Annotated in this window: 22 protein-coding genes and 1 pseudogene; 14 read left to right on the forward strand and 9 right to left on the reverse strand. The window is 71.2% G+C overall.

Features of this window, described 5'->3' with window-relative positions; translation table 11 throughout:
• Window positions 1-131: 131 nt before the first annotated feature.
• Complete coding sequence (locus ACFVUY_RS24690) at window positions 132-851, reverse strand: MarR family transcriptional regulator (RefSeq protein WP_387733294.1); 720 nt, start codon at window positions 849-851, stop codon at window positions 132-134.
• A 255-nt stretch (window positions 852-1106) separates the two neighbouring features.
• Here ACFVUY_RS24690 and ACFVUY_RS24695 point away from each other — a divergent pair, with 255 nt between their 5' ends.
• The 4 genes from ACFVUY_RS24695 (at window position 1107) to ACFVUY_RS24710 (ending at window position 6625) form a co-directional block, all read left to right on the forward strand.
• On the forward strand, window positions 1107-2312 hold the full coding sequence (locus tag ACFVUY_RS24695; RefSeq protein ID WP_387733297.1) for a serine hydrolase domain-containing protein: 1206 nt from the start codon (window positions 1107-1109) through the stop codon (window positions 2310-2312).
• Window positions 2313-2931: 619 nt separating this feature from the next.
• Window positions 2932-4308: a discoidin domain-containing protein gene (locus ACFVUY_RS24700; RefSeq protein WP_387733299.1), complete on the forward strand. Its 1377-nt coding sequence runs from the start codon at window positions 2932-2934 to the stop codon at window positions 4306-4308.
• A 2-nt stretch (window positions 4309-4310) separates the two neighbouring features.
• On the forward strand, window positions 4311-5654 hold the full coding sequence (locus tag ACFVUY_RS24705; protein ID WP_387733356.1) for an MFS transporter: 1344 nt from the start codon (window positions 4311-4313) through the stop codon (window positions 5652-5654).
• Window positions 5651-6625, forward strand: coding sequence for a hypothetical protein (locus ACFVUY_RS24710; protein WP_387695772.1), 975 nt, complete (start codon window positions 5651-5653; stop codon window positions 6623-6625). Before ACFVUY_RS24705 ends, ACFVUY_RS24710 begins: the two co-directional genes overlap by 4 nt.
• A 240-nt stretch (window positions 6626-6865) precedes the next feature.
• Here ACFVUY_RS24710 and ACFVUY_RS24715 read toward each other — a convergent pair whose 3' ends face one another.
• Together ACFVUY_RS24715 and ACFVUY_RS24720 are read right to left on the reverse strand one after the other, a co-directional pair.
• On the reverse strand, window positions 6866-7063 hold the full coding sequence (locus ACFVUY_RS24715; protein WP_387733301.1) for a hypothetical protein: 198 nt from the start codon (window positions 7061-7063) through the stop codon (window positions 6866-6868).
• Between the two features lie 448 nt (window positions 7064-7511).
• Window positions 7512-7874 carry a hypothetical protein gene (locus ACFVUY_RS24720; RefSeq protein WP_387733303.1) on the reverse strand — a complete coding sequence of 121 codons (363 nt, stop codon included), beginning with the start codon at window positions 7872-7874 and terminating at the stop codon, window positions 7512-7514.
• Between ACFVUY_RS24720 and ACFVUY_RS24725 the strand changes: the two genes are divergently transcribed.
• Complete coding sequence (locus ACFVUY_RS24725) at window positions 7873-8787, forward strand: transposase family protein (protein WP_387733359.1); 915 nt, start codon at window positions 7873-7875, stop codon at window positions 8785-8787. The genes ACFVUY_RS24720 and ACFVUY_RS24725 overlap by 2 nt on opposite strands.
• A 53-nt stretch (window positions 8788-8840) precedes the next feature.
• Here ACFVUY_RS24725 and ACFVUY_RS24730 read toward each other — a convergent pair whose 3' ends face one another.
• Window positions 8841-9059, reverse strand: a complete 219-nt coding sequence (locus ACFVUY_RS24730; protein ID WP_387733305.1) for a helix-turn-helix domain-containing protein — start codon at window positions 9057-9059, stop codon at window positions 8841-8843.
• A gap of 606 nt (window positions 9060-9665) precedes the next feature.
• Entirely contained in the window at window positions 9666-10727 is a 1062-nt protein-coding gene (locus ACFVUY_RS24735; protein WP_387733308.1) for a DUF2776 family protein, read from the reverse strand.
• Between the two features lie 891 nt (window positions 10728-11618).
• On the opposite strand from ACFVUY_RS24735, the gene ACFVUY_RS24740 reads away from it, so the two are divergent.
• Complete coding sequence (locus tag ACFVUY_RS24740) at window positions 11619-13097, forward strand: RICIN domain-containing protein (RefSeq protein ID WP_387733310.1); 1479 nt, start codon at window positions 11619-11621, stop codon at window positions 13095-13097.
• 303 nt (window positions 13098-13400) lie between these two features.
• On the opposite strand, the gene ACFVUY_RS24745 is transcribed toward ACFVUY_RS24740, so the two are convergent.
• On the reverse strand, window positions 13401-13529 hold the full coding sequence (locus tag ACFVUY_RS24745; RefSeq protein ID WP_387733312.1) for a hypothetical protein: 129 nt from the start codon (window positions 13527-13529) through the stop codon (window positions 13401-13403).
• A gap of 97 nt (window positions 13530-13626) precedes the next feature.
• Complete coding sequence (locus ACFVUY_RS24750; protein WP_387733314.1) at window positions 13627-15771, reverse strand: NPCBM/NEW2 domain-containing protein; 2145 nt, start codon at window positions 15769-15771, stop codon at window positions 13627-13629.
• Window positions 15772-16417: 646 nt separating this feature from the next.
• On the opposite strand from ACFVUY_RS24750, the gene ACFVUY_RS24755 reads away from it, so the two are divergent.
• Entirely contained in the window at window positions 16418-16912 is a 495-nt protein-coding gene (locus ACFVUY_RS24755) for an Imm1 family immunity protein (protein ID WP_387733317.1), read from the forward strand.
• A gap of 504 nt (window positions 16913-17416) precedes the next feature.
• Window positions 17417-18394 (forward strand): hypothetical protein, encoded by a 978-nt coding sequence (locus tag ACFVUY_RS24760; protein WP_387733319.1) that lies wholly within the window; start codon window positions 17417-17419, stop codon window positions 18392-18394.
• A gap of 231 nt (window positions 18395-18625) precedes the next feature.
• Here the strand turns inward: ACFVUY_RS24760 and ACFVUY_RS24765 are convergent, their stop codons facing one another.
• On the reverse strand, window positions 18626-19456 hold the full coding sequence (locus ACFVUY_RS24765) for a hypothetical protein (protein ID WP_387733321.1): 831 nt from the start codon (window positions 19454-19456) through the stop codon (window positions 18626-18628).
• Here ACFVUY_RS24765 and ACFVUY_RS24770 point away from each other — a divergent pair.
• On the forward strand, window positions 19374-19697 hold the full coding sequence (locus ACFVUY_RS24770; protein WP_387733362.1) for a transposase: 324 nt from the start codon (window positions 19374-19376) through the stop codon (window positions 19695-19697). The genes ACFVUY_RS24765 and ACFVUY_RS24770 overlap by 83 nt on opposite strands.
• 137 nt (window positions 19698-19834) lie before the next feature.
• Here ACFVUY_RS24770 and ACFVUY_RS24775 read toward each other — a convergent pair whose 3' ends face one another.
• A complete protein-coding gene (locus tag ACFVUY_RS24775) occupies window positions 19835-20638 on the reverse strand; it encodes an NAD(P)H-binding protein (protein ID WP_387733324.1) in 804 nt (267 codons plus the stop codon).
• 63 nt (window positions 20639-20701) lie between these two features.
• On the opposite strand from ACFVUY_RS24775, the gene ACFVUY_RS24780 reads away from it, so the two are divergent.
• From ACFVUY_RS24780 to ACFVUY_RS24800, 5 genes and pseudogenes are all read left to right on the forward strand, one after another.
• On the forward strand, window positions 20702-21388 hold the full coding sequence (locus ACFVUY_RS24780; protein ID WP_387733327.1) for a helix-turn-helix domain-containing protein: 687 nt from the start codon (window positions 20702-20704) through the stop codon (window positions 21386-21388).
• 189 nt (window positions 21389-21577) lie between these two features.
• Window positions 21578-22108, forward strand: coding sequence for a hypothetical protein (locus tag ACFVUY_RS24785; protein WP_387733329.1), 531 nt, complete (start codon window positions 21578-21580; stop codon window positions 22106-22108).
• A gap of 569 nt (window positions 22109-22677) precedes the next feature.
• Window positions 22678-23253 (forward strand): hypothetical protein, encoded by a 576-nt coding sequence (locus ACFVUY_RS24790; protein WP_387733332.1) that lies wholly within the window; start codon window positions 22678-22680, stop codon window positions 23251-23253.
• Window positions 23254-23734: 481 nt separating this feature from the next.
• Window positions 23735-24016 (forward strand): putative ATP-grasp-modified RiPP, encoded by a 282-nt coding sequence (gene tgmA / locus ACFVUY_RS24795; protein ID WP_387687420.1) that lies wholly within the window; start codon window positions 23735-23737, stop codon window positions 24014-24016.
• A 3-nt stretch (window positions 24017-24019) separates the two neighbouring features.
• Window positions 24020-24241 (forward strand): annotated as a pseudogene (locus ACFVUY_RS24800) (hypothetical protein); the annotation flags it as partial.
• Window positions 24242-24351: the final 110 nt, after the last annotated feature.

The raw sequence follows: 24351 nt of genomic DNA on the forward strand, positions 1-24351 counted from the left end.
GCGCGGCGGATGAGAGGGTGCTGAGAGCCTGACAGGCGGCTGGGAGCGGGCTGACCGTCGACTGGGAGTCGGGGCCGGGGGCCGGGGGGCGGCCTGATCGGCGGCCGGGAGGGGCTCGGGTCGTCGAGTGATCAGGACGGGACCGGGCCGCGCTCCTCGTACCACTGCCGGACGGACCGCACGATGTCCTGGCCGATCCGATCCAGCAGCGCGGACGCGTCGTCCATCCGGGCGCCCGCGGGGGTGGCGGGTCCGAGCAACTCGGCGCCGTGGCGGGTGACTCCGGCGAGCATCGCGTTGCGTTCGGCGCTGGCCAGCAACGCGCGGTACCAGATGTCGCCGTCGATGACGTACCGCTCGCGGCGCTGCCGGTCGTCGCGCTCCCGGCGGACCAACGCCTGCCCCTCCAGGTAGCCGATCGCCTTGGAGACGGCGGCCGGGCTGACCTGCAGCCGCCGCACCAGGTCGCCGGAGGTCAGGCTGCCCTCGTCGGTGACGTAGAGGCAGCCGAGCACCCGGGCCACCATCCGGGGCATGCCGATGTGCACCAGCAACTCGGCCAGCTGGTCGACGAATTCGCCGACGGCGGCCGGATTCCGGTCGGCGCCGCCGGGGTCCGGGGCGGTCGGGCGTGGGGCGGGCGCGGTACGGCTGCGGCGGGAGCGCCGGGCGGTCGCGCGCTGGGCGCGCTCGGCCTGATAGCCGGACGGGCCGCCGTTGCGGGCGATCTCGCGGGTGACGGTCGAGGTCGGCCGGCCGAGGCCGCGGGCGATCTCGCCGTAGCCGAGTCCCTCGGCCAGGCCGGTGGCGATCCGGCGGCGGTCCTGCTGGGTCAGTCGACCTCCGGGCATCCGTCCTCGTCCCCTCGTCCTCTCGGGTTCCCTGCGCGGGTTCCTGGCGATGGTCAGGAGAGTATCCGCCCGATGCCCGCGTTGTTGCAATGGAAGCGCAGAGATGTTGCATTCACAAGCAGCCCCATTGCAAGGAAGTTTGCCAACTGAACTGCGATGATGCGGAAGTAGCCAGGGAGTTGATGTTGACGGTGTCGTGAATTCGCGGGAGCGTTCTGTCCGCCAACGGGAAGCACCGCCGAGGGGGAACACACCATGAGGACCACCACCCGCGCCGCCGTCACCGCCCTGCTCACCGGGGCCGTGCTCGCCGCCACCGTCACCAGCGCCGCGCCGGTGTTCGCCGACCAGGCCGCCGGGCAGGCCGGGCAGCGGGACCGCCGCCCGGGCGTGCAGGCTGTGCTCGACCAGGGCGTGAGGACCGGTGGACTTCCCGGCGCCGTCGCCGAGGTGCGGGACGGGCACCACCGCTGGTTCGGCGAGGCGGGCGTCGCCGACATCACCACCGGGCGGCCCCGCCAGGAGCAGGACCGGTTCCGGATCGGCAGCACCACCAAGACCTTCGTCTCCACCGTCGTGCTCCAGCTCGCCGCCGAGGGCCGGCTGAGCCTGGACGACAGCGTGGAGCACTGGCTGCCCGGCGTCCTCGACGCCCCCGGCTACCAGCCCGACCGGATCACCGTCCGACAGCTGCTCAACCACACCAGCGGGGTCCCCAACTTCGCCACGGACGACGAGATCGGGAAGGAGTTCTGGCACGAGCCCTTCCTGCAGCACCGCTTCGACGACTTCACGCCCGAGCGGCTCGTCGGCATCGCCCGCGCCCACCAGCCCGACTTCGCCCCCGGCACCGACTGGACGTACTCCGACACCAACTACGTCCTCGCCGGGATGATCGTCGAACGGGCCTCCGACGGCACCCTGGCCCAGCAGATCCGGCAGCGCATCACCGCCCCGCTCGGCCTCACCAGCACTTACGAACCTGCCTCCGACGACGTCACCATCCACGGGCCGCACGGGCAGGAGTACTCCCACCTCGGGTACACCGACCCGAAAACTCCGGACTACGACGTGACCGAGCTGAGCCCGTCCTGGGGCTGGGCGTCCGGCGACATGATCTCCACCACCCGCGACCTCAACACCTTCTTCGCCGCCCTGCTCGGCGGACGACTGCTGCCGCCGGCCCAGCAGCAGGACATGTTCACGATGGTCCGGACGCCGGCGGACAAGTGGATCAAGGACACCGCCTACGGCCTGGGCGTCAGCTCCGTCAACCTGCCCTGCACCACCGTCTGGGGCATGGGCGGCGCCATCAACGGCTCGTGGACCTACACCTACGGCAGCCGGGACGGCCGCCACCTGCTCTCCACCAACGTCAACGGGGACTGGCTGAACGGCGGCAGCGGGCCGATCGACCTGTTCACCGCCGAGCTGAAGGCGGAGTTCTGCCCGGGCTCCTGACCCGTCGGCCGGCTGCGGCGCACCTGGCTCGGCCACACCGTGCCGGGTACCCGCCGGTGGCGCTGGTCGTCACCGGTGCTGTTCCGGTCGCACCGGCCAACCGCCAGGCCCCTCCACACTGGCGCTGCTCAATCCCGGTCATGCCCACCGCGCCGCTCCCACGCCGTCCCGAACCGTCCTTGCCCGCCTGCTCCCACAGCCGTGCGGGTACCGCTCCCGGCAGTGCAGAAGGTCACGGCCGTCCGTGAGCCGTGGCGCCTGGTGCGCGGTGTGCGGGCCACGGGAGTGCAGATCCCGGGCCGGCTCTGCCTCGGCACCTGGCGCCACCCCCCACGGACGGGACCCTCGGGTCGCCGCTCCAGGGCGCCCGTAGGCCGGTGCCCGTCGATCCGCACGGGATTTCGGCACGCCCGGACTATTGTCAGGAAACTTTACTTTTCACTAGGCTCTCGGCGGCGGCTTGGCGCGGCGCCCCCTCGATCGGGGCGTGACGCGCTCAGCGAGAGCTCTGACCCGGCCGCCGCGGTGGTGAGGGAACCACCGCTCGACCGGCGGGGATCGCGTGCGGGCCCCGCCGGAGTCCAGCTCTCGCCGTCGTTCTAGGTCAGGGAGTTCAGGGATGCGTCCCCAAGTCTCGGTAAGGCCTGTTCACATCGGAGTGTTCGCCGCGGTGCTCGTGCTGGTCGGCGGACTGTTGCTCGGCTGGTCCGGGCGGGCGGGAGCGGCGGCCGATCCGCTGCTCTCGCGGGGCAAGGCCGCCACGGCCTCGTCCACGGAGGGCTCGTCCTACGCGGCTGGCAAGGCGTTCGACGGGAACACCGGTACCCGGTGGGCGAGCGCGGAGGGGAAGGACCCGCAGTGGCTGCGGGTCGACCTCGGGGCGAACGCCACCGTCTCGCGGATCAAGCTCTCCTGGGAGGCCGCGTACGCGAAGGCGTACCGGCTGGAGATGTCGGCGGACGGGGCGACCTGGACCACCGTCGCCGAGGAGAAGGCCGGCAACGGCGGCACGGACGACTGGACCGGGCTGACCGGCAAGGGCCGGTACGTCCGGATGTACGGCACGGCCCGCGGCACGTCCTACGGGTACTCGCTGGTCGAGATGGAGGTCTACGGGATCACGGACACCACGCCCTCGCCGACCGCCACGCCGTCGCCGACCGCCACGCCGTCGCCGACCGGGACCGCCCCGGGCGGGGCGTTCACCGTCGTCGCGGCCGGTGACATCGCGGCGCAGTGCACCGCCTCGGACAGCGCCTGCGCGCACCCGAAGACCGCCGCCCTCGCCCAGAGGATCGACCCGAAGTTCTATCTGACGATGGGTGACAACCAGTACGACGACGCCCGGTTGTCGGACTTCCGCGCCTACTACGACAAGAGCTGGGGCGCGTTCAAGGCGAAGACCCACCCCGTCCCCGGCAACCACGAGACGTACGACCCGGCCGGCTCGCTCTCCGGGTACAAGGCGTACTTCGGCAGCATCGCCTACCCGCAGGGCAAGAGCTGGTACAGCTTCGACGAGGGGAACTGGCACTTCGTCGCCCTCGACTCCAACGCCTTCGACCAGAGCGCCCAGATCGACTGGCTCAAGGCCGACCTCGCGGCCAACACCCGCAAGTGCGTCGCCGCCTACTGGCACCACCCGCTGTACTCCTCCGGCGGGCACGGCAACGACCCGGTCTCCCGGCCGGTGTGGCGGATCCTCTACGACGCCCGGGCGGACCTGGTGCTCAACGGGCACGACCACCACTACGAGCGGTTCGCCCCGCAGGACCCGGACGGGAAGGCCACCGCCGACGGGATCGTCGAGATCGTCGGCGGGATGGGCGGCGCCGAGCCGTACCCGATCGAGCAGGTCCAGCCGAACAGCCAGAAGCGGATCAGCGGCGACTACGGCGTGCTGAAGCTGGACTTCACCGACTCCGGGTACGGCTGGAGCTTCGTCGGGACGGACGGCAAGGCCAAGGACACCAGCCCGACCTACAGCTGCCACTGATGATGTACCTGGCCACCACGGGCCGTCGTCCGGACGCGCCGCCCCGCCCCGCCGGGGTGGGGCGGCGCGTCCCGGGCACGGTCGTCGCGCTCGGCGCGGTCAGCCTGGTCACGGACGTCTCCTCGGAGATGGTCACCGCCGTGCTGCCGCTCTACCTGGTCCTGGGCCTCGGCCTCTCACCCCTCCAGTTCGGCTTCCTCGACGGACTGTTCAACGGAGCCACGGCACTGGTCCGGCTCCTCGGCGGGCGGCTCGCCGATCGCGGCGCCGGCCGGCACCGGACCGTCGCGGGGGCGGGCTACCTGCTGTCGGCGCTCTCCCGGCTGGGCCTGCTGATGGCCGGCGGGGCCGCCGGCGGGATCGCCGCCGCGATGGCCGCGGATCGGCTCGGCAAGGGCGTGCGCACCGCACCCCGGGACGCGATGATCACGCTCAGCGCACCGCCGGAGACCCTCGGCCGGGCGTTCGGCGTGCACCGGGCGATGGACACGACCGGGGCGCTGCTCGGCCCGCTGGTCGCCTTCGTGGTGCTGTGGGCGACCGCGGACGCGTACGACGCGGTGTTCGTGGTCAGCTTCGCCACCGGCCTGCTCGGTGTCGTGGTGCTGGGCCTCTTCGTCCCGGCCGACCCGTCGGCACCGCCGCCGCGGGCCGCATCGACCCGCCCGGTCCCGTCCGCGCTCCCGTCCGCGCTCCCGTCCGCTGCCCCGACCGCTGACGGCCCCGCTGCCCCGGCCGCGGGGCCGAACGCCGCACCCGGCCCGGCCGGCACGGCGGCCCGGTCGACTGCCGACCCCGCCTTCCGCCGGGTGGTCGCGGCCGCCGCGCTGCTGGGCGCCGCGACCGTCGGCGACTCCTTCCTCTACCTCCTCCTCCAGCGCGGCCTCGACCTGTCGGCCGCGCTCTTCCCCCTGCTGCCGCTCGGCGCGGCGGCCTGCTACCTGCTGCTGGCCGTCCCCGCCGGGCGGATCGCGGACCGCGCCGGACGGCGGATCCCGTTCCTGCTCGGCCACGGCGCGCTGCTCGCCGCCTACCTGACGCTCCTGGTCCCGTCGGGCCTGCCGACCGCCGTGCTGGTCCTGGTCCTCCTCGGCGTCTTCTACGCCGCCACCGACGGCGTGCTGATGGCGCTGGCCGCGCCCGCGCTCCCGGCCGCCGGCCGGGCGAGCGGCCTCGCCGTCCTGCAGACCGGACAGGCCCTGGCCCGTCTGGTCGGCGCGGCCGGGTTCGGCGCGGCCTGGACGTGGTGGGGGCCGAGCCCGGCCCTCGTCGCGGCCGCCCTCGCCCTGGCCGCCGCACTCACCGCCGCCTGGCGGATCCTCCCGGGAAGGAAGGCGCGCCGATGAAGTCGCGAACGCTCCTGCTGGTCCTCGCCGCCCTCGTCCTCCTGGGCGGCTCCCTCGGCTACGTGGTGCACGCCCGCCAACGGGACGGCGGACCGCAACCCGTCGCCGCGGACGTCTCGTTCACGCTCGACCAGCCCGGTCTCTACTACCGCGACACCGCCACCGGCCGCGTCGCCCGCAGCCCGGGCGGCGAGCCCGGCGGCCCGTCCTGCGCCCGCTTCTACGCCGCGGGGGACCGCGCCCTGTGCCTGCGCGCCCTGCCGGGCACCCCCGCTCGGACCCAGGCCGTGGTCTACGACCGGCGGTTCACCGAGCTCCGGTCGGTGATCGTCCCCGGGATCCCCAACCGGGCCCGGGTCTCGCCCTCCGGCCAGGTGCTCTCCTGGACCACCTTCGCCGTCGGCGACTCCTACGCGGCGGACCGCTTCTCCACCCGCACCTCGATCCTCGACCTGCGCACCGGCTACCTGATCAAGTCCGTCGAGGAGATCCCGCTGACGATCGGCGGCACCCGCTACCACGCCGCCGACGTCAACTACTGGGGCGTCAACTTCGCCGCCGACGACAACCGCTTCTACGCCACCGTCTCCACCGCCGGCCGTACCCACCTCGTCGAGGGCGACCTCAAGGCCTGGTCGGCCCGCACCCTGCGGGAGAACGTGGAATGCCCCTCGCTCTCCCCGGACGGCACCCGGATCGCCTTCAAGAAGAAGGTCTCCGCCGATCCCGCCGCGCCCTGGCGCCTCCACGTCCTCGATCTGGCCGACCTCCACGAACACCCGCTGGCCGAGACCCGCAGTGTCGACGACCAGGCAGCCTGGCTCGACGACGCCACCCTCGCCTACGCCCTCCCGGCCCGGGCGGGCCAGGCCCCCGACGTCTGGGCCACCCCCGCCGACGGCACCGGCACGCCCCGCCTTCTCCTCCCCGGTGCCTCCTCCCCGGTCACCGTCCCGCCTCCGCCGGCCTGACGCCCGCCGGCCCGCCGCCTGCCGCACCCGCCCGGGACGGTGGGCCGCGCCGCCCCCGCCGGCCCCACCCTGCGCGACCACCTCGCCCTGCCCGTTCTTTGGGCGGCGCCGAACGTTCACGGCCCGTCCGGAGCGCCGGACGGGCCGTGAACGGAAGGGCGGTCGGCCGGGGACGGCGCCGGGCCGGGCCGGGGCGAAGGCCACGGCACCGGCGCCGACCGGCGGTCCGTCCCGGGTTGCTCACCGGTTCGCGGTGGGCGCCCCCTTGCCCGACACGACCTCATTGCCGAATACGCCGACGCCGGAGACGGAGTGGGAGCCGGTGTCGGCGAAGGCCGGGGCGGCCGTCGCGGCGCCGCCCGCGACCAGCGCCGCGGTGAGCGCGACCGTCGGGGCGAGGCGACGGGCCCGGTTCAGGACACGGCTGTTCTTGCGCATGCGAATTCCCCCTTTTGGTGACCGAGTGATGCGCGGCCGGTTCCGGCTTCCGGCCGCTCACTCATCAGACGTGCGGGGGGCGTGGAGGTTGCAGGTGGACCCGGAATTCTTTCGGGATCCGCTCCCTCACCTCCTCCCGCACCGCCTGGAGCGCCGCGACCAGCGCACCGCGCCGAGCGCGATCGCCGCCACTAGCCCTTGGTGGGACTCGCCGAGCTGCCCCTGGTGGCACCGGCGGTTGACCAAGCCGTAGCCGATTCCGTGAGACATCAGCCGCTCCCCGCCGCTGGCGGACGGGCCTCCAGCGGGGGATGGACGCACGAGAGCTGACTCGTATGGCAGGCTTCATGGAAGTGAGTACTCCGGTGGCAGGGACGGTCGGGGCCGGGGAAGGCCGAGGTCGACGACGGGCCGGCGGCTGCGGCGGCTGGCGTCGAGGAGGTCCTGCTCAAGCTCGTTCAGGCGAGGCAGCATTCAAGCCCTCGGCGGAGGCCATCTCCGAGGTGACAAGCCTGCTGGCTCCCAAAGACGCCCGGCGCTGACCGATCCGCCCGCCGTCGAGGCCGCCACCCGGCTCGTCACTGAAGCCGGCGGAACTTGGAACCGACACGCGCTCGGAGACCACACGCGCTGACAAGGCAACCGCCATTCCCGAAGGCTCGAAGATCGCGTTCGAGTCACGACGCCGATGTTCAGGAAGGTTCACCTGAACTGAGGCGAACACCAATGGACTTACGACCTGGTGCGTGATAGCGGCGGCGATGTGACCAGCAGTGTTGTAGGCGGCATGATCTGACGACATGATGATCATGGTGAACCGTGCGGTCCTCGGCCACCGGGTGCTGACCGGAATCTCGCGCCGGCACCTGGCGGAGCTCATCGCCGAGCTCGCGTCTCCCTGGCAGGCCGAGGTTGAGGGACGGCGGCATGTCGCCCGTGGTGGAGTGCGTCGACGGGCCGCCGGAGCGGGTGCCAGGCACCGGCTCGTGTTCGTCGACCGGGTGACCGCTACGCTCATCCACCTGCGCCACGACCTGCCCCATGCCGTCCTGGCCCTGCTGTTCGGTGTCGACCGCTCCACGATCAGCCGGGCTGTCGGCGAGATCAGGGGCCTGCTCGCCGCCCGCGGCTTCGCGGTGCCCGACCGGCCCGGGATGCGGCTGCGGACTCTCGCGGACGTCTTCGCCTACGCGCAGGCCGAGGGCGTCGTGCTGCGACTGGACGCCACCGAGGTCCAGGTCCGCCGCCCGACCCCGCACCGCGGTGGGCGTCGGGCCTACGTTTCCGGCAAGAAGAAGCAGAACACGATGAAGGCCACCGTCGTCGCCGACGCGAAGGGCCGCACCCTTTGGGCCGGGAACCTCCGCCCCGGACGCATGCACGACACCACCGCGATAAGGGGCGAAGGCATCGACGATCTCTTCCGCCAGTTCCCCAAAGTCCAAGTGCTTCTCGACGACGGCTACTTGGGCCTCCGAAGGGACCATCCCGGCAAGGCCGTCACACCGCCCAAGAAGCCGAACAAGATTGCCGCGCCTGAAGTCCACGAGGCTCGAGAACAGGCTCGCCATGAGCACTCGTCTCAGCGCATTCCCGTTGAGCACGCCCTCGCCGACCACAAGCGCTGGAAGGGCCTGGCCCGCTGGACCCACCGCCGCGACACCCTCCCGGCAACCTACCTCGCCGTCGCCGGCCTCGTCTCCGACCGCACCGCCGCCGTCTGACCAACGGCCCCGCTCAGGCCGTCACGTCGCCGCCGCTATCACGCACCAGGTCGTTAACCGACAGCTTGCCGATGCAACTCAAGGAGGTGGGCTGCATCGAGGGATAGCGCCCGGGCGAGCGCGGCAACCGTCGCCGCAGATGGCGCCGGCCTGCCTCGGGCGAATGCCTCATGTACGGTGGTTCGCCCCAGACCAGAGCGCGCCGCAAGCTGCGTCTTGGTCTGTCGAACCTGGGCCAGCCTGTCGGCCAGCAAGACTCGCAGCTCGGCCAATGCTTCCTCTCAACGAACGTCGGGCCAAATCCCGGGAAGTCCCACTTGATCGCGCTTGGTTCCGGGCTTGAACAGTCCGCTACCCAGCGTGCTGACATCGAAGCGGCCCGCCGGAAAGGCGTCCAACCAACACCGACGGGCCACTCAGGATCCAGCCTTCGAGAGGGGACCCAGATGCCCAACGCTACGCGCCCGCCAGCCACTGAGGCCAGGACCAGCATTGCCCTGCAGCTCATCGGGCAGGCCGTCCGTGGAGCCTTCACCGGCGTTTCCCGCGCCATCACCGAGCGGCTGATCAAGCTGCTCTCGGAGTAGTCATCACCTTCCCGGCTGCAGACTCTCGCCACGCAGCCGGGAAGGTTGCCGACCAACTGGCTGTTGCTGCTCGCTGAGACCATCACTCATCGTGGTTGCAGCGCTGACTTTATGGGTGGATACGCGACACCTCAACATGCGCGCCTACCAGTCTCAACCCCGTGGTGGGGCCGGCCCGCGGCCCGGGCACGCCGTCGGCGCCTCGTCGGGGGCCACCAGGTGCTGCAGGACGTGGTCGGCGGCCGGGGACAGCCCCGCGGTCCCACGCCCGATGAGTGTCCGGGCGGCCGGTCAGTTCCGGTCGGCGACGCCGGCCTCCAGGACGGAGACCACGGCGAACAGCGAGAAGCAGACGGCGCCGAGGCCGACCAGGACCCGGGCCGCGACCGTCACGTCCGGGTCGGCCGACTCGAACAGGAACGCCGACATGAACAGGCACAGCAGTGTGGTGCCGACCGGGACCAGCGGGGCGCGGCCGGCCGGCGGCGCGGCACGGCGCCAGCCGAGGGCGAGCAGCAGCACCGCGCTCAGCACTGTCCAGCACAGCAGACCCAGCCCGATCTGCACGTACCCGGTGGCCAGTTGACCGGGCCGGGGGTCCAGGGCGACGACGACCAGGCCCCCGGTGATGTCCATGGCGCCGAGCACGGCGGCCGGGACGAGCCACCAGACCCGCTCCCGCCGGGTGTACGTGTTCCGGATCTGCCGCAGCAGGGTGATCACCAGCCCGATCAGGGCGGTGCAGACGATCGCCTGGTCGACCACCACGTGCCCGGCCGTGAAGCGCCCGTCCGAGTCCCCGCCGCCCCCGTTGGCCAGCATGACGATCGCCCACGTCCAGGCGGCGGCGGCCGCAAGGACCGGGACCGCCACCAGCGCCCAGGCCGCGGACCGGCCGAACCGCGCGGGCGAGCGCGGCGGGGAACCCCCCGGCAGGACGGCGTTCTGCCCGATCAGCGTGAAGCGGGTGGCGACCGCGGCCACCGACGAGACGCACACGCAGACCAGGCCGATGCCGAGGACCACGCTGCCGGCCACGAAGTCGGCCACCGGCCGGTGGCTCTCCGCCAGCAGGCCCAGCCCGTAGCCGACGGCGGCCCCGGCCACCGCGAAGCCGAACGCCGGGTAGCCGATCCGGTCCAACGCGCCGAAACGGCCGATCAGTTGCCGCACGACGGTCGCCGCGACGGCGAACAGGCAGAGACAGACGGCGGCCAGGAAGACCAGCGTCAGGCCCGCGACCCGGGCGCTCGGCCCGGTGGAGTGCGCGAGGACGTAGCCGCCGAGCGCGGCCGACACCGCGCCCATGAGCAGCGGAATCGCCCGGAGCAGCACGCTCATTCCGTGGTTCACCAGGTCTCCTCGTTCCCTCGCGCTCGCCGGTTCCGCGCGGCAGTCAGTGTTCAGCCCGCCGGGTCTCCGGCCGGGACCCCGGCGGCGGGTGTCCACGGATTTCGTCCGATCGGCTCACGGCGACACCCGCCGTCCGGGACCCCGGCGGTGGCCTTGTGAGTGGGTGGTGTCAGTCGGATGGTCAGCAGCGTGCTCATCGAGGGGAAGGAGCCGCTGAGCTCGGCTTCTTCTTGAAGAGGGCCGTGGATTTCCGCTGCTACGGGGTGACCAATCTGCTGTCATGACCCGCTGATTGTGCCTAGCACACCAGGATCGTGGCTGACATGAGGACGTTCATTCCTGTGCGGCCGGTGCGCCTCGACGTTGACTGCCTGTCCGCGCGGTCCGGGCCCGGCCCGTCCTCGTTCTGGTCGGCGCTCCCGGTCCCGTCGTCCTGGCGGTGCTGTGCCTCGGGGCCGGCTGTCTCTTCGCCGTGCGGCGTCCTGTTCGTTCTGCCAGTGCAGAACGAAGTGATTGACCCTGTGATGACGTCCGGGCCCGCCGTCCACTGCTCCGTCCGTCGGAACGCCCGCCCGTCCCGGGCTCCGAGTGGGTGCCGGATGGGTGTGCACGGGCCGCGCTGGACCAGGTTCTCGACCCGGGCGGTGCCGGCCGGGACGGTGTCCAGCGGCTCGGTGACGGCCGGGTTCTCCTCGGCGGCCGGCAGTTGGTCAGCCCCCGGGTCGCGCACCCTCGCGGTTGCCGCTGGTCCTGCCCGAGCGATTTTGTTGCTTTACGTTGATAAATGTTTGATTCGGTGCCATGCTGCGGCCTCAGCGAAGCGCCGCCAACCGGACTGGCGGCAGCGCCCCACCCCGCCCTCGCACCTCCCGCACATTGTGAAAGGCAGCCATGACCACCACCGCCCCCAGCACCGCGAACAGAGCCCTGCGGCGTGCCGTCGGCGTCGTGACCGCGCTGGCCCTGGCTGCCACCCCCACCTTCACGGCCCACGCCGCGCCGCCCGGCTCGTTCACGCCGGCCGCAGCCTGGAGGGACCAGAACGGCAACCAGCTCCAGCTGCACGGCCTGGGCATCGTCAAGACCGGCGACACCTGGTACGGCTTCGGCGAGGACAAGACCGGCGAGACCGCCGCCGACACCAGCTTCAAGGACATCCCCTGCTACAGCAGCACCGACCTGCAGCACTGGACCTACCGGAGTCAGGCGCTGAGCCTGCAGACGGGCGGTGACCTCGGGCCGAACCGGATCGTCGAGCGCCCGAAGGTCATCTACAATGCCGCGACCGCGACCTACGTGATGTACCTGCACATCGACGACCCCTCCTACTCCGAGGCCAAGGTCGGCGTCGCGACCAGCAGTACCCCGTGCGGCCCCTACACCTACAAGGGCAGCTTCCGGCCGCTCGGCTTCCAGAGCCGCGACATCGGCCTCTTCCAGGAGACCGACGGCTCCGCCTACCTGCTCACCGAGGACCGGGCCAACGGCCTGCGCATCGACAGGCTGTCCGACGACTACCTGTCCGTCACCTCCTCAGTGGCACTGGTCGGCGACTACGAATCCCCGGCCCTGGTGAAGGCCCACGGCCGGTACTACCTGTTCGGCTCGAACCTGACCGGCTGGGGCACCAACGACAACGTGTACGCGACGGCCACCTCGCTCGCCGGGCCGTGGTCCGCCTTCAGCACCTTCGCCCCCGCCGGCACCCGGACCTACAACTCGCAGACCGCCAACGTCATCCCCGTCACCGGCACCGCGGGCACCAGCTACGTCTTCGCCGCCGACCGCTGGAACACCGACGACCTCGGCAACTCGCCCCTCGTCTGGCTCCCTCTGACCCTCGCCGGCGCCACCGCCAACGTCGGCTGGTTCAACTCCTGGTCGCTGAACACCACCTCCGGCACCTGGACCGCCAAAGCCTCCCTGCCCGCCACCGGCCCCCGCACCCTCGCCAGCGCCAACAGCTCCCTGCTGATGGACGACAGCAACAGCTCCACCGCCGACGGCGCCCCCGTCATCCAGTGGCCCACCAGCGGCGGCACCAACCAGAAGTGGACCCTCCAGCAGGTCTCCGGCAACACCTACACCGTCGCCAACGCCCTCAGCGGAAAGTGCCTGGACACCGCCGGCGGCGCCACCACCCCCGGCACCCAACTCGTCCAGCAGACCTGCACCCCCGGCACCACCACCCAACAGTGGACAGTCAACGCGGTCGGCGACTACGCCTCGCCCGCCAACAACTCCTTCACCCTCAAGAACCTCGCTGCCGGCCTGGTCGTCGACGTCCCCAACAACTCCACCGCCCAGGGCACCGCACTCGCACTGTGGAGCAGCAACGGCGGCAGCAACCAGATCTGGAAGGTGTCCTGACCTTCCCGTACAGCCCGAAGGACGCGCAGCCCGCTCGTACGGGAAGCCATCGCCATACCGATCACGAAGCGTGTCACCCCCCCCGGGGGGGGACTCCCGAGGGGGTGGCCACGAGCGGCGGGAACGCGGAAACAGGGCCCCGTGGTAACTCGGAGAGCGTCTACGCCAACGAGCGATCCAAGAAGCCTGTGGCCGCAACTCTTCGCACCAGCCAGCCTTGCGTGCGACCGCAATGGGGTCAGCGCCGGTCGAGTCCGAGTCCAGCGAGGTGTGGATGAAGGCGATCTCGTTGCCGGAGCGGTGCTACTCGGCGAAGCCGGCGAGTTCGCCGTCGTCCTGGATCTCGAACCGGGACTTCTTGGTGTTGTCGATGACGGACCGCTCCATGGTTTCTCCGTGTACGGCTGCCTCCGACTGTGGCTGAACTCTCAACTTTTGCCTCCGGTCGACGCACGGAAGAAGCGTGACGGGCCGTCGCCGTTCCTCGGGGAGCGGCGGCGGCCCGTCATGCGCCTGGTGGCGGGTCGGCTCAGGTGCAGGTGAGCACGGGAGCCGCCCAGTCGGCGTGGTCGGAGGTGTTGCCGTCGCCGGCGTCGGTGACCTGGAGGGTGAGCTCGTTGGCGCCGGTGAGCGGGGCACTGAGGTGCACGGCTGCCTTCGTGCCGGTCAGCGTCCCGCTGTCGGCGACCGTGACGCCGTCCGCGAGGATCCGGAACACCACGGAGCCGCGGATTCCCGACTCGGCGTCGACGCCCACGTCGGTGCTCAGGTTGGTGCAGGTGCCGCCGAGGTAGTAGCTGACGGCGGAGGGGGCGTGCACGCCGAGGCCCTTGGCGTAGGTGGTGGTGCCGATGGTGAGGGGGTGTCCGTCGCCGGCGGCCGTCTCGCCGTTGCTCTGGTCGCGCTCGACCGGGCCCCAGCCGTTGCTGGCGCTGGACCAGGCCAGGTCGCTGAGGGCGTGGGCGCCGGTGCTCGGGCCCGTGCCGCAGGCGATGCGGGGGTCCGCCCAGTCGGCGTGGTCGAAGGTGTCGCCGTCGCCGGCGTCGGTGACCAGCAGGCGCAGGTCGCCGCCGCCGGTCAGGTCCGCGCTCAGGCGCAGCGGCCCGTCGGTGCCGCGGCGGACGCCGCTGTCGGCGACCAGGGTCCGGTCGCGGTAGATCCGGAAGACCGCCGAGCCGTTGGTGCCGGACTCGTCGTCGACTCCGACGTCCACGGTGAGGTTCCGGCAGGTGCCGCCGAGGTGGTATCGAATGTCGGAGGCGGCGTGCACGCCGAGGCCCTTGGCGTAGGTGGTGCCGCCGATGGTGAGGGGGTGTCCGTCGCCGGCGGCGGCCTCGCCGTTGCTGTGGTCGCGCTCGACCGGGCCCCAGCCGTTGCCGGCCGAGGTCCAGGCCAGGTCGCCGAGTCGGAGGAGGCCGGTGGGCAGCGGGGTCGGGGTCTTCGGGGTGACCCGGTACATCACGGTGCCGTGGGAGGGCACCGAGGCGCTGATCGCACCGCGGGAGGTGGTGGTCTCCTTTGACCAGAGGTCCTTGACGGCGTACGAGTGCGCGCCGCCGATGCCGGCGGCCGCCGCGGTGGTGCTGACGGTCCGCGGCGTGGTGGTCTCGTTGGTCAGTGTGATCGCGCGGCTTCCGTCGGCCAGCGGCTTGCTCATGACGACCAGGCCGTCGGAGTCGGCGATGACGGTTCCCTGGGCGCCGAGCGGGTCCTGGTCGACGGCGATGACGTCGGTGTTCTTCAGGATCGCGAGGGTGGCCGGGCTCGCGGTGCGCAGGTCGCTGCCGATCAGCAGCGGGGCGGACATCTCGGCCCAGAGGCTGAAGTGGGTGCGGTACTCGGTGTCGGTCATGCCGCCGTTCCCGACCTCCAGCATGTCCGGGTCGTTCCAGTGCCCGGGCCCGGCGTACGGCGCGAGCGCCTGATTGGCGTGCGCGATGGCGATCATGCTGGACCAGGAGTCGGAGATGTCGCCGGTGGTGCGCCAGGAGTTGCCGAGCGGTTCGGCCCAGGTCCAGGGCTGGTTGCTGCCCCACTCGCAGATGCTGTACAGGATCGGGCGGCCGGTGGCCTTCAGGGCCTCACCCATCGCCGTGTAGCGCTGCTTGGCGTCCAGGCCCAGGTTGTTGCAGTTGTCGTACTTGAGGTAGTCGACGCCCCAGGAGGCCCACTGGTTCGCGTCCTGCTGCTCGTGACCGAGGCCGCCGGGGAAGCCCGGCACGTCGCAGGTCGAGGTGCCAGCGCTGGAGTACAGGCCGAACTTCAGGCCCTTGGAGTGGACGTAGTCGGCGACCGCCTTGATGCCGTTCGGGAAGCGCACCGGATCGGGCACCAGGTTGCCGACAGCGTCACGGGCCGGCAGCGCCCAGCAGTCGTCCAGATTGACGTAGGTGTAGCCGGCGTCCTTGAGGCCCTGGGAGACGAAGAGGTCGGCGATGCCCTTGACCATCGACTCGTCGAACTCGGCCCGGCAGTGGGTGGAGTTCCAGTTGTTGAAGCCCATCTGCGGGGTGCGGGCCAGGGTGTTCTCCACCGCGGCCGCCGGGGGCGCGGTGGCGACGTCGAGACCGACGGCCGCCATGACGGCGAGCGCGCCTCCGCCGGCGAGGAGGGTGAGCGCGGTCGTCGCCGCGGTCAGGGATCGTCGAAGCCTGTGTGGTGCGGCAAGGGGCATGGGGGAGCTCCACTGTGACGGGACGGGAGATTTCGAGGTCGCCGGGGGCCCGAGAGTGGGGCGGAGTGAAGTGCCGCCGGTCGACCGGCTTCTGACGGCAGGTCGGAGGTGCTTCCCGCCCAGGGGGCGAGTATCAACACATACAAACAGAAGCCATCGCAATCGAACGTTCGGGTCACAGGAAAGCCTGCCGTCCAGGCGGGCGTCAAGACCCCGGAGGCAAGGATCTGCTCATGGCTGCTTCAAAAACCCCATATTCAATCATAATTGAACACTGACTGTACGGTTGGCCCCGCAATGCGACGTGGTCGCCGCAGGACGAGGTCCGCTCGTCCCTCGGCGACCACGCTCACCAGGGCGAAGGCCCCGTCACACGGCGATCGGTTCGATGCGTCCGGCTTCACGAGGTCCGGCAGCTTCGCCCCGAACGGGCCGTAGAACTGCAGCAAGGGCAGGATGTGGCCCTGGTCGGCGGTGTCGTCGGCAGCGCTCGCGGCCCACGAGGCCGTCGCGAGGCGCCGGTTGGGCGGGCTGTGGTGACCGGCGAAGCCGAAGCCGCAGTCGCCGACCTGGTGGAAGGGCTTTCTCGGAGCCCAGCATCCGCTCGGCGTTGAGGGCTTCGCCGCGCGAGTGGGTGAGGAAGTACGTGCACCGCCGAAGGCGGCTCCCGCTCCTGCGCTGCTCCCGTTCGGGGGCCGGCCCGCCTCGTCCGTTCCCGCGCCGCTCTCAGCCCCGCGTCACGCCGGCGCCGGTCGTCATCACCACCCTGGAGGGCGTCGATGCGCTCGTCGATGACCTCCTGGACGGGGAGGACGACTGCTGCACCCTGGCCGAGGTGTACTCGCAGGACCGGGAATCGCATCCGTCGGGATTCCCCGACCACCAGCTCGTGGTCGGTGCGGACAGGAGCCTCGGTCTGGGGCTCGTGTCGTACATGGACCAGAAGGGGAACTTCACCTCGGTAGGAGCGCCTGAGACCCGGACCAGGCCCACGTACCACTTCGTGTGGAACATGACCCAGTTCGCCGACCACTCGGAGATCCCGATACCGCTCGTCCGCCAGGCGGTGAAGGAGTTCCTCGCCTCGGGTGGACAGCGTCCCACCTGTATCGAGTGGCAGCCTGAGACCTTCGGCGCATAGCGCCCGGCTGTGGTGGCCCCCTCCGAATGCGGAGGGAGGTGCCGTCTCTTCCTCCGGACCCACGAGAAACCCGCACGGCGCCAGTCGGCCCGTGTCCGGTGGACCTCCGGTATTCGAGTCTCCCGGGAGGTCCCGTGCCCGAACAGCCCATAGCCAGAAGGAGGTTGGGACTTTTGGGGCGCGAAGGCACAGGACTTCCCGGTCGACCGGGCGGCGGGGGTTGTGTCCACGGAAGCCCGGCCTTGCAGATCTGACGGATGCTCTGCATAGTTACTTCACATCCGGCCTAACCCGTCCCACGGGACCGGCCCGTTGTGCTTTATGTCATGTACATGAAATTCCATGCCCTTGCTGCTCCGATGCTCCGACGTGCGGCAGAGCCTCGGCCCGCCGCCCCGACTGTCACCCGCGCCCAGGGCGGCGGGCCGCCCTTCGACGCACCAGCCGGCCTCCCGGGAGACGTCCCGCGCCAGTACGTCCTTCCAGAAGAAGAGGGGAAAGATCATGCGTAACGCCACCCAGACCGTGCGCCGTGCCCTGGCCGTCCTGGCCGTCGCGGCGTCAGCAGTGACCGCGGCACCGGCCGTCGGCCAGGCGGCGGCCGTGGAGAGCACCCGCATCGCCGGCCCGGCCCCGGCGCCCGGAACGATCGCCGGCCTCGCCGTCGACGGCAGCCGCATCGGCGTCCTGACCACCGACGGCCGGGTGTTCGTCAAGGACGGCACCGTCGACTCCCGCGGATGGGTCCAGCAGTACGAAGGCGCGACCGCGCTGGCCCTGTCCGGCAACCGCGTCGGCGTCATCGCCAGGGACGGCCGCGCCTACGTCAAGGAGGGCAGCCTGTTCGCCGGATGGGTCGACGAGGGCGGCAACGCGCTCTCGATCGTCCTGGACGGCAACCGCATCGGCGTCGTCACCAGCGACCACCACGCCTGGGTCAAGGAGGGCAGCCTCTCCGCCGGATACGTCGACGTGGCCGTGAACGGCAACGCCCTCTCGCTGGCCCTGTCCGGCAACCGCATCGGCGTCCTCACCAGCGAGCACCACGCCTGGGTCAAGGAGGGTGCCGTCGCCGACTTCTCCAACTGGGCCGACATGGGCAGCGACGGCAACGCCACCTCCCTGGTCCTGAACGGCCAGCGCATCGGCGTCATCACGACCGACGGGCACGCCTGGGTCAAGGAGGGCGCCGTCGCCGACCTCTCCCAGTGGGTCGACGTCGCGGCGAACGGCAACGCTCTCGCCCTGGTCCTGAACGGCCAGCGCATCGGGGTCATCACCCGTGACCACCACGCCGCGGTCAAGGAGGGCGGCGTCGCCAACTTCACCAACTGGTTCGACGTGGCGGGGAACGGCAACGCCGTCGCCCTGGTCCTGAACGGCCAGCGCATCGGCGTCCTCACCAGCGACCACCACGCCCCGGTCAAGGAGGGAGCCATCGCCAACGTCACCAACTGGGTCGACATGGGCGCCGAGGGCTGACGCCAAGCCGCCGGTGCCGGTGCCTGCCCCGATCGGGGCGACCGGCACCGGCGGCGACCCGGCTACCAGGTCCCCCGGGCACGGGCAGCCGCCCGCCGTACCGCCGAACCCGGCCGAACCCGGCAGTTCCGGCCCCGACCTACGGGCGCTTGATCAACCGTGCGTCGGCGATCGCCGTCCTGTTCTCCTGTCGGCCCCGCGCCCGCGGGGATTGCGCTCGACGCAGCCCGCCTACGGACGCGTACGGGGCTCCCCGCGATGTGCGACAGCCGCCCGGATCTCTGCCAGCGCGCGGTCGCGGTCGACCGGCGGCGGCCGGAACCGGCCGCCGGACCGTCGGACGTGTTCCTCCCAGCGGTCCTGCCAGAACTCCACCGTCCAGCCCGGCCATCGCTGCGGCATCTCGTAGGCCTCGGCCGACGCCCCGAGCACCCACCAGCCCACCCGGCGCCGAACCGGATCGACATGGACCCCGGCTTCCGTCGGCATACGACACACGGCCTGCTCAGGACCGCCGTCCAGCCGGTCGAGAAGCGAAATCCCCTCCCGGATCGGATGGTCGGCAACGTTCGCCACCACATAGCAGCGGTCCGACCCGACCGTCACCACCGCGACCATCGGTTCGGGGTCGGCCAGGTCCTCCGGATCCGGTTCCAGTAACTCTCCGACGAGAACACCGTGGTCGCGGTCGCGTACGAGCTCAGGATCCAGCCCCAGGTAGCTCCGCAACTCCGCGGGACCGTCGTACGACCACCGCACATCCCAACCCGCCCAGGCCTCTCGCAACAGCTCCAGGGCCGCAGCCCTGTGGCGCATCACGGCACTCGGCCCCTCCCGGGCGAACACCAGCAGTACCCTGCGACCGAGGTCGATCAGCGCCGCACCCTGGCAGTGCACGTCGTCCAGCCACCAGTCGTCGACTCTCAGCCGCCGGACCATCGAGAGCGTTTCCGTCGGTCCGGCCAGCAGGTCGAGGTCGATCCCCACCGCGCCGAACCGGGAGAGATACAGCTCGTACTCGCCGTTCTCGCGGACGACGACAAAGTTCGCGCGGTCAGCCACGTGCCCAGGATGGCCGACACAAGAAGCCCGCCACCACCGATTTCACGCGGCAACGCGGCAACGCGGCCGCTTCGACGCCGACCGGTTGCGGCAGACGCCGGCCGCGCTGCCCCGGCCGAAGGCCGCCGACGACCGGCTCGTCCTGGCCGTGGACGTGAGCAACCGGCTGCGGCCGGACGCCGAGAGCAGCGCGGACAGGCCGTTCTGCCACGCCTTCGGCCGGCCCGGGACCGACACCTGATGGTCCCGGGCCGGCCGTACTCGTTCGTCGCCGCTCTCGAACGTCGAGAAGGGCAGGCCCTGCTCGGCCGGCTTGGACCTGGCGATCCTTCTTGAGGAGTGTGTCCCTTGAGCTACCGGAGCCCTGGCGGCCGTCGGCTACGGCATTGCCTCGAATGCCTCCCGATGGTCGCGCGCCCACTGCTCGAACGTGCCCGCCGGCCGGCCGAGCACCCGCGGCACGTGGTCGGTGACGTAGGCCGCACCGCCGGCGCGTGCCCAGCCGATGCCGGTGACCATCTCGGCCGGCAACCGGTCGAGCGCGTTCGTGTCGGTGACCCTGACCGGCCGTTCCAGCACGCCCTCCAGGATCGCCGCCTGGTCCGCGGACGTCAGCAGCTCCGGCCCGGTCAGGTCGTACCGCTGCCCGTCGTGCGCATCGCCGGTCATGGCGGCGACGGCGACCGCGGCCACGTCCCTCGGGTCGACGACGGCCTGCCGGGAGTCGCCGGTCAGGTTCGGGATCGGTTCTCCGGCCTGGATCAGGGTCCGGTGCCACAAGAGGTTCGAGGCGAAGCTCGGCGGGCGCAGCATCGTCCACACGAGCCCGCTGGCCTCGATCGCCTCCTCCGCGGCGACGTGCCACGCGCCGACCGTCGCCCCGTCGAACCACTCGCCGCTGCCGATGGCGGAGAGCTTGACGATCTTACGGACGCCTGCCGCCCGCGCGGCCGTGACCAGGGCGATGTCGTGGTCCGCGGTGGGTATTGGGGGCACGGTTACGAGGAAGACCGTGTCGACGTCGGCCACTGCGCGCGCCAGCGACGCCGGGTCGTCGAAGTCGGCCCGCACCCCGCCGGGCCGCTCGCGGCGGGACATCGCCCGGAACGGCACGCCCCGCTCGGTGAGCAGACGGACGACGTGACTACCGATGGTGCCGGTGGCACCGGTAACAAGGATCATGTCCCGACGATGACAGCGCCCGCACAGCTCCTGATAGGAAGTTTCGGCACTATCGTGGGCCGCGTGAGTTCTCTCGTCGTGCCGCCCGCCCTTCTGCGGTGGGTGGCCGGGATCGATGTCGCCACGGCGACCGGTTCGGCAGCGGTCGATGTCCCCGACCACGCCACCACACTTCTCGTGCGCACGGACAAGCGCGAACTGATCGTCATGGGCCCCCGCACCCGGGCCGCCTACCACGTCGCCGTGCCCGGCCGCTCGTGCGTGCGGGTCCGTATGCGGCCGGGTCGTGCCCAAGCCCTGCTCGGACGTTCGCTGAACGGCCTCGCCGACGGTGTCCTGCCGCTTGGCGAACTACCGGGCCTGGACATCGACCAGCTCGCCGCCGACCCGCTCGCCGCTCTCGAAGAAGCAATGGCCCACCGCCCGGAACCGTCGGAGCGGCTCGAGGAGGCGGCGCGTCTACTGGCCGACACCACCGTCTCCGCGACCGCGGCCCGGCTGCACATCAGTGAGCGCCGTCTGCATGCCCTGTTCACCGACGCCACCGGCCTGTCCCCCAAGCACTTCGCACGCATCGACCGCGTCCGCACCGTGCTCGCGGCCGACGCGGGCCGATGGGCGGACATCGCCGCGACGGCCGGCTACTATGACCAGTCCCACATGACCGCCGAGTTCCGCCACTTCATGGGTGTCCCACCGGCCGCGTTCACCGCTGGCCGGCGCCCCGCCGCGATTTCGTGCACTGGCTGAGTTCCAGGACACCGCACAGAGGAGCAGGGTTCCCGGCGATCACAGACCGTCGCAACCCCCGTGATCCCCAGGCCCTGTGCCTCTCCATCTCCCGGGGAGCCCCATCGCGCCTGCCTGCGCGACCTCCTGATGTCCTGTCCCGTGAGGTTGGGGATCGTCTTCAAGCCGTTCAGCTTCTAGATTGACCCAATGGTGGACTCCGATCCACTGAACCAACCTGTCGGGGCGCCGTCCGTATCCCGAGCGGCGCCCCGGCGCGCCAGAAATGTGGAATGGAAAATGCGTAAGAGGCGTAATCCGTGGGCACTGGCCTACCTCACGATCGGGCTCGTGTGTTTGCTGATTGCCGTCGCCGGAGTGGCCAGTACAACGAGGGTCGACGACCTCATCCCGATCTGCCTCACGGGTGTTCCGGGTGTGATGCTGACGATCCGTGCCCCGATGTACGGCGTCGCCTTCGGAGACACCGGCCTGAAGTACTCCGGCCTGCTCAACTCGCGCTCCTACACCTGGGCCGAGATCCAGGAGGTGAGGCCCGCCGTCGTTTCGGGAACCCTGTTCTCCTCGACCGTCCCGGAACTGCTCCTGATCTCGGGCAAGATCGACCAGTTCCCGATGCTGGCGGGCCACGGGTCGGGGAACACGCCCAACCAGCGGATCGAGCAGCTCGTGGCCGAATTGGAAGAGGCGCGCTCGTCCGCCCTCTCCTCAGCACGGTGATCACGCCCTCCGACACTCCGACTTGGCTTCTCCGTTCCTGCTGGTCAGCAGCTTGGGAGCGGAGACGTCCCTGCCCTCTCTTCTGATCATGCCGACTTGGGTCAAACGACTCGGCCCGGACCCCATGGCGGTGTCCGGGCCGAGTTCTCGCTTGTGGGGCGGGCACCGTCGTCGAGCTCCCAGGGGTGGCGTGGCGGGTTCCGCGGCGATGCTCCCACTGGTTCCATGGCCTCGGCGAGGGCATGGTCCCGGGGTAGACGGCCGCGGGTGCGGTCCGCGGTATCGGTAGCCCAGCGGAGCGGTGGCATCAGGCCTGGCGTGGGCGCAGGCCGATGAGGCCCACCAGTTGCAGTCGATTCGAATGCTTCCGCGTTGCCGCCGCTCCGAGGGGCTGTTCGAGGTGTTCGGTGCTGGAAGGCTCAACCGCTCACGGTCGGAGACGTCAGGCTGTCCGGGCCGACGCGGGGGAGACCCCAGGCCGGTCACGGAACCGTCACATCGCCTGCGCCGAGCGGTGCGTATCGGTACGGTCACCCCCATCACCTGCACCACGTTCTCAGAGGAACCCCATGCGCCGCACCGCCCTCGTCCTGCTTGCCGTCGGCCTGACAGCCACCGTCGTCGCATGTTCCAGCTCTGGGTCCGGTGGCGAAAAGCCACCGGTCAGCGCCCCGACCGCGACGGGCAGCGCCACGCTCGTCAAGGACACTCCTGCCACCTCTCCCGCTGTCGCGACGAACATGGCGCCGGGCTCGGTGGCGGGTAGCGCATCGGCGACTTTCGCCATGGTCGCCATGACCGTGCAGACCGCGAAGTTCGGCCGGTCCGTGACGGCGGAGGACGACCCGAATCACCTGCTCGGCAGGCCCGGCCAGTACACCTCGAAGGTCACGTTCACGGACTCGCGCGTCAAGGAGGCCGACGTCGAGGGCGAGGACGCCGACTCGGTGGCCCGCGGCGGCGCGGTGGAGGTGTTCGCCACCGAGGCCGACGCCAAGGCACGCGCGCAGTACATCCAGGGCATCGTCAAGTCCCTCCCCGCGGCGGTGGAGTACGACTATGTCCGCGGCACCGCGCTGATCCGCGTGTCCAAGTTCCTGACGCCCGCACAGGCCGACGGGTACAAGGGAGCCATCGGCGCCTGACCTGCAAAGATGACGAGCCGGCCCCCCTTGGGGGTCAGCCGGTCGGGCATCCGGGTGTCCGGCTCGTCATGCAGGCCGACGTGACCTCGCGGATCGACCACAGCGAGCATCACCGGCTCCCGTCCGCGGCGAAAACACGAGCCGCTGGAGCTGCCGTTCCCCCGCGGTTGATGCTGCGGGGGAACGGCAACCCTCATGCCTTCGTCCGGAACCTGATCTCAGTCGTCTTCGAAGGTCAGCCCCTCGACCGCCTCGCTGAGGATCTCCCGGTCCTCGGTCTGGAACTCGCGGGGGGCGGATCGCCGGAAGTGGGGGTGGTCGAGGTCCATCTGCAGCGCCGCATGCAGCAGTGCCGGGCTCAGGTCCTCGCCGACGGGCAGTTCGGCGAAACTCCTCCCAGCAGGTCCCGCCGACCGGCATGATGACTGATAGTCACCACTCGCATCGCCAGCGTCACGTATCAGGTGTGGGAGAGATCAGGATGCCGAACGCCGTCACCGCCCCGTGGGGTGCCACCCGAATGCGCCCGTTCGCCGACACGCCGCCCTGGCCCGCCCTGACTCCGGTCATCGACCCGGACACCCAGGTCGCGGTCTTCCACGACGAGCAGGGCCGCACCGTCGAACTTGGCAAGCACGGGACCAGCACCGACCAGACCGGCCCGACGAGCACCGGCGGCGGTGGCGGAGACGGGCAGAGCGGCGGCCAGGCCCAGCCGACCGACGTCGACACCGTGACCTCCAACGACCAGGACCAGAGCTGAACCATGACGGGTGACCGGCGGACGGCGGTCCTGGTGCTGACCTGCGCCTACGATCCGACGGCCGACATCGTGCTGCGGATCCTGGCCGAGCGGCAGGTACCGGTCGTACGCGCGGACCCCGGGGCCGACCTCCACCAGGGCGCCGCACTGACCGCCCGCTACACCGCGGCCGGCCGGCGCGGCATCCTCACCACCGCCAGCCGCACCCTCGACCTCGACCGGGTCCGCGCGGTCTGGTACCGGCGCCCCTCCGGCTGGAGCGCGCCGGCCGGCATGGACGGGCAGGACGCCGAGTTCGCCCGCGCCCAGGCCCCAGTGGGGCGCCGGGGGCGTCC

Origin of the sequence: Kitasatospora sp. NPDC058063 (assembly GCF_042885395.1) — a bacterium.
GTDB classification, from domain to species: domain Bacteria; phylum Actinomycetota; class Actinomycetes; order Streptomycetales; family Streptomycetaceae; genus Kitasatospora; species Kitasatospora lactacystinica.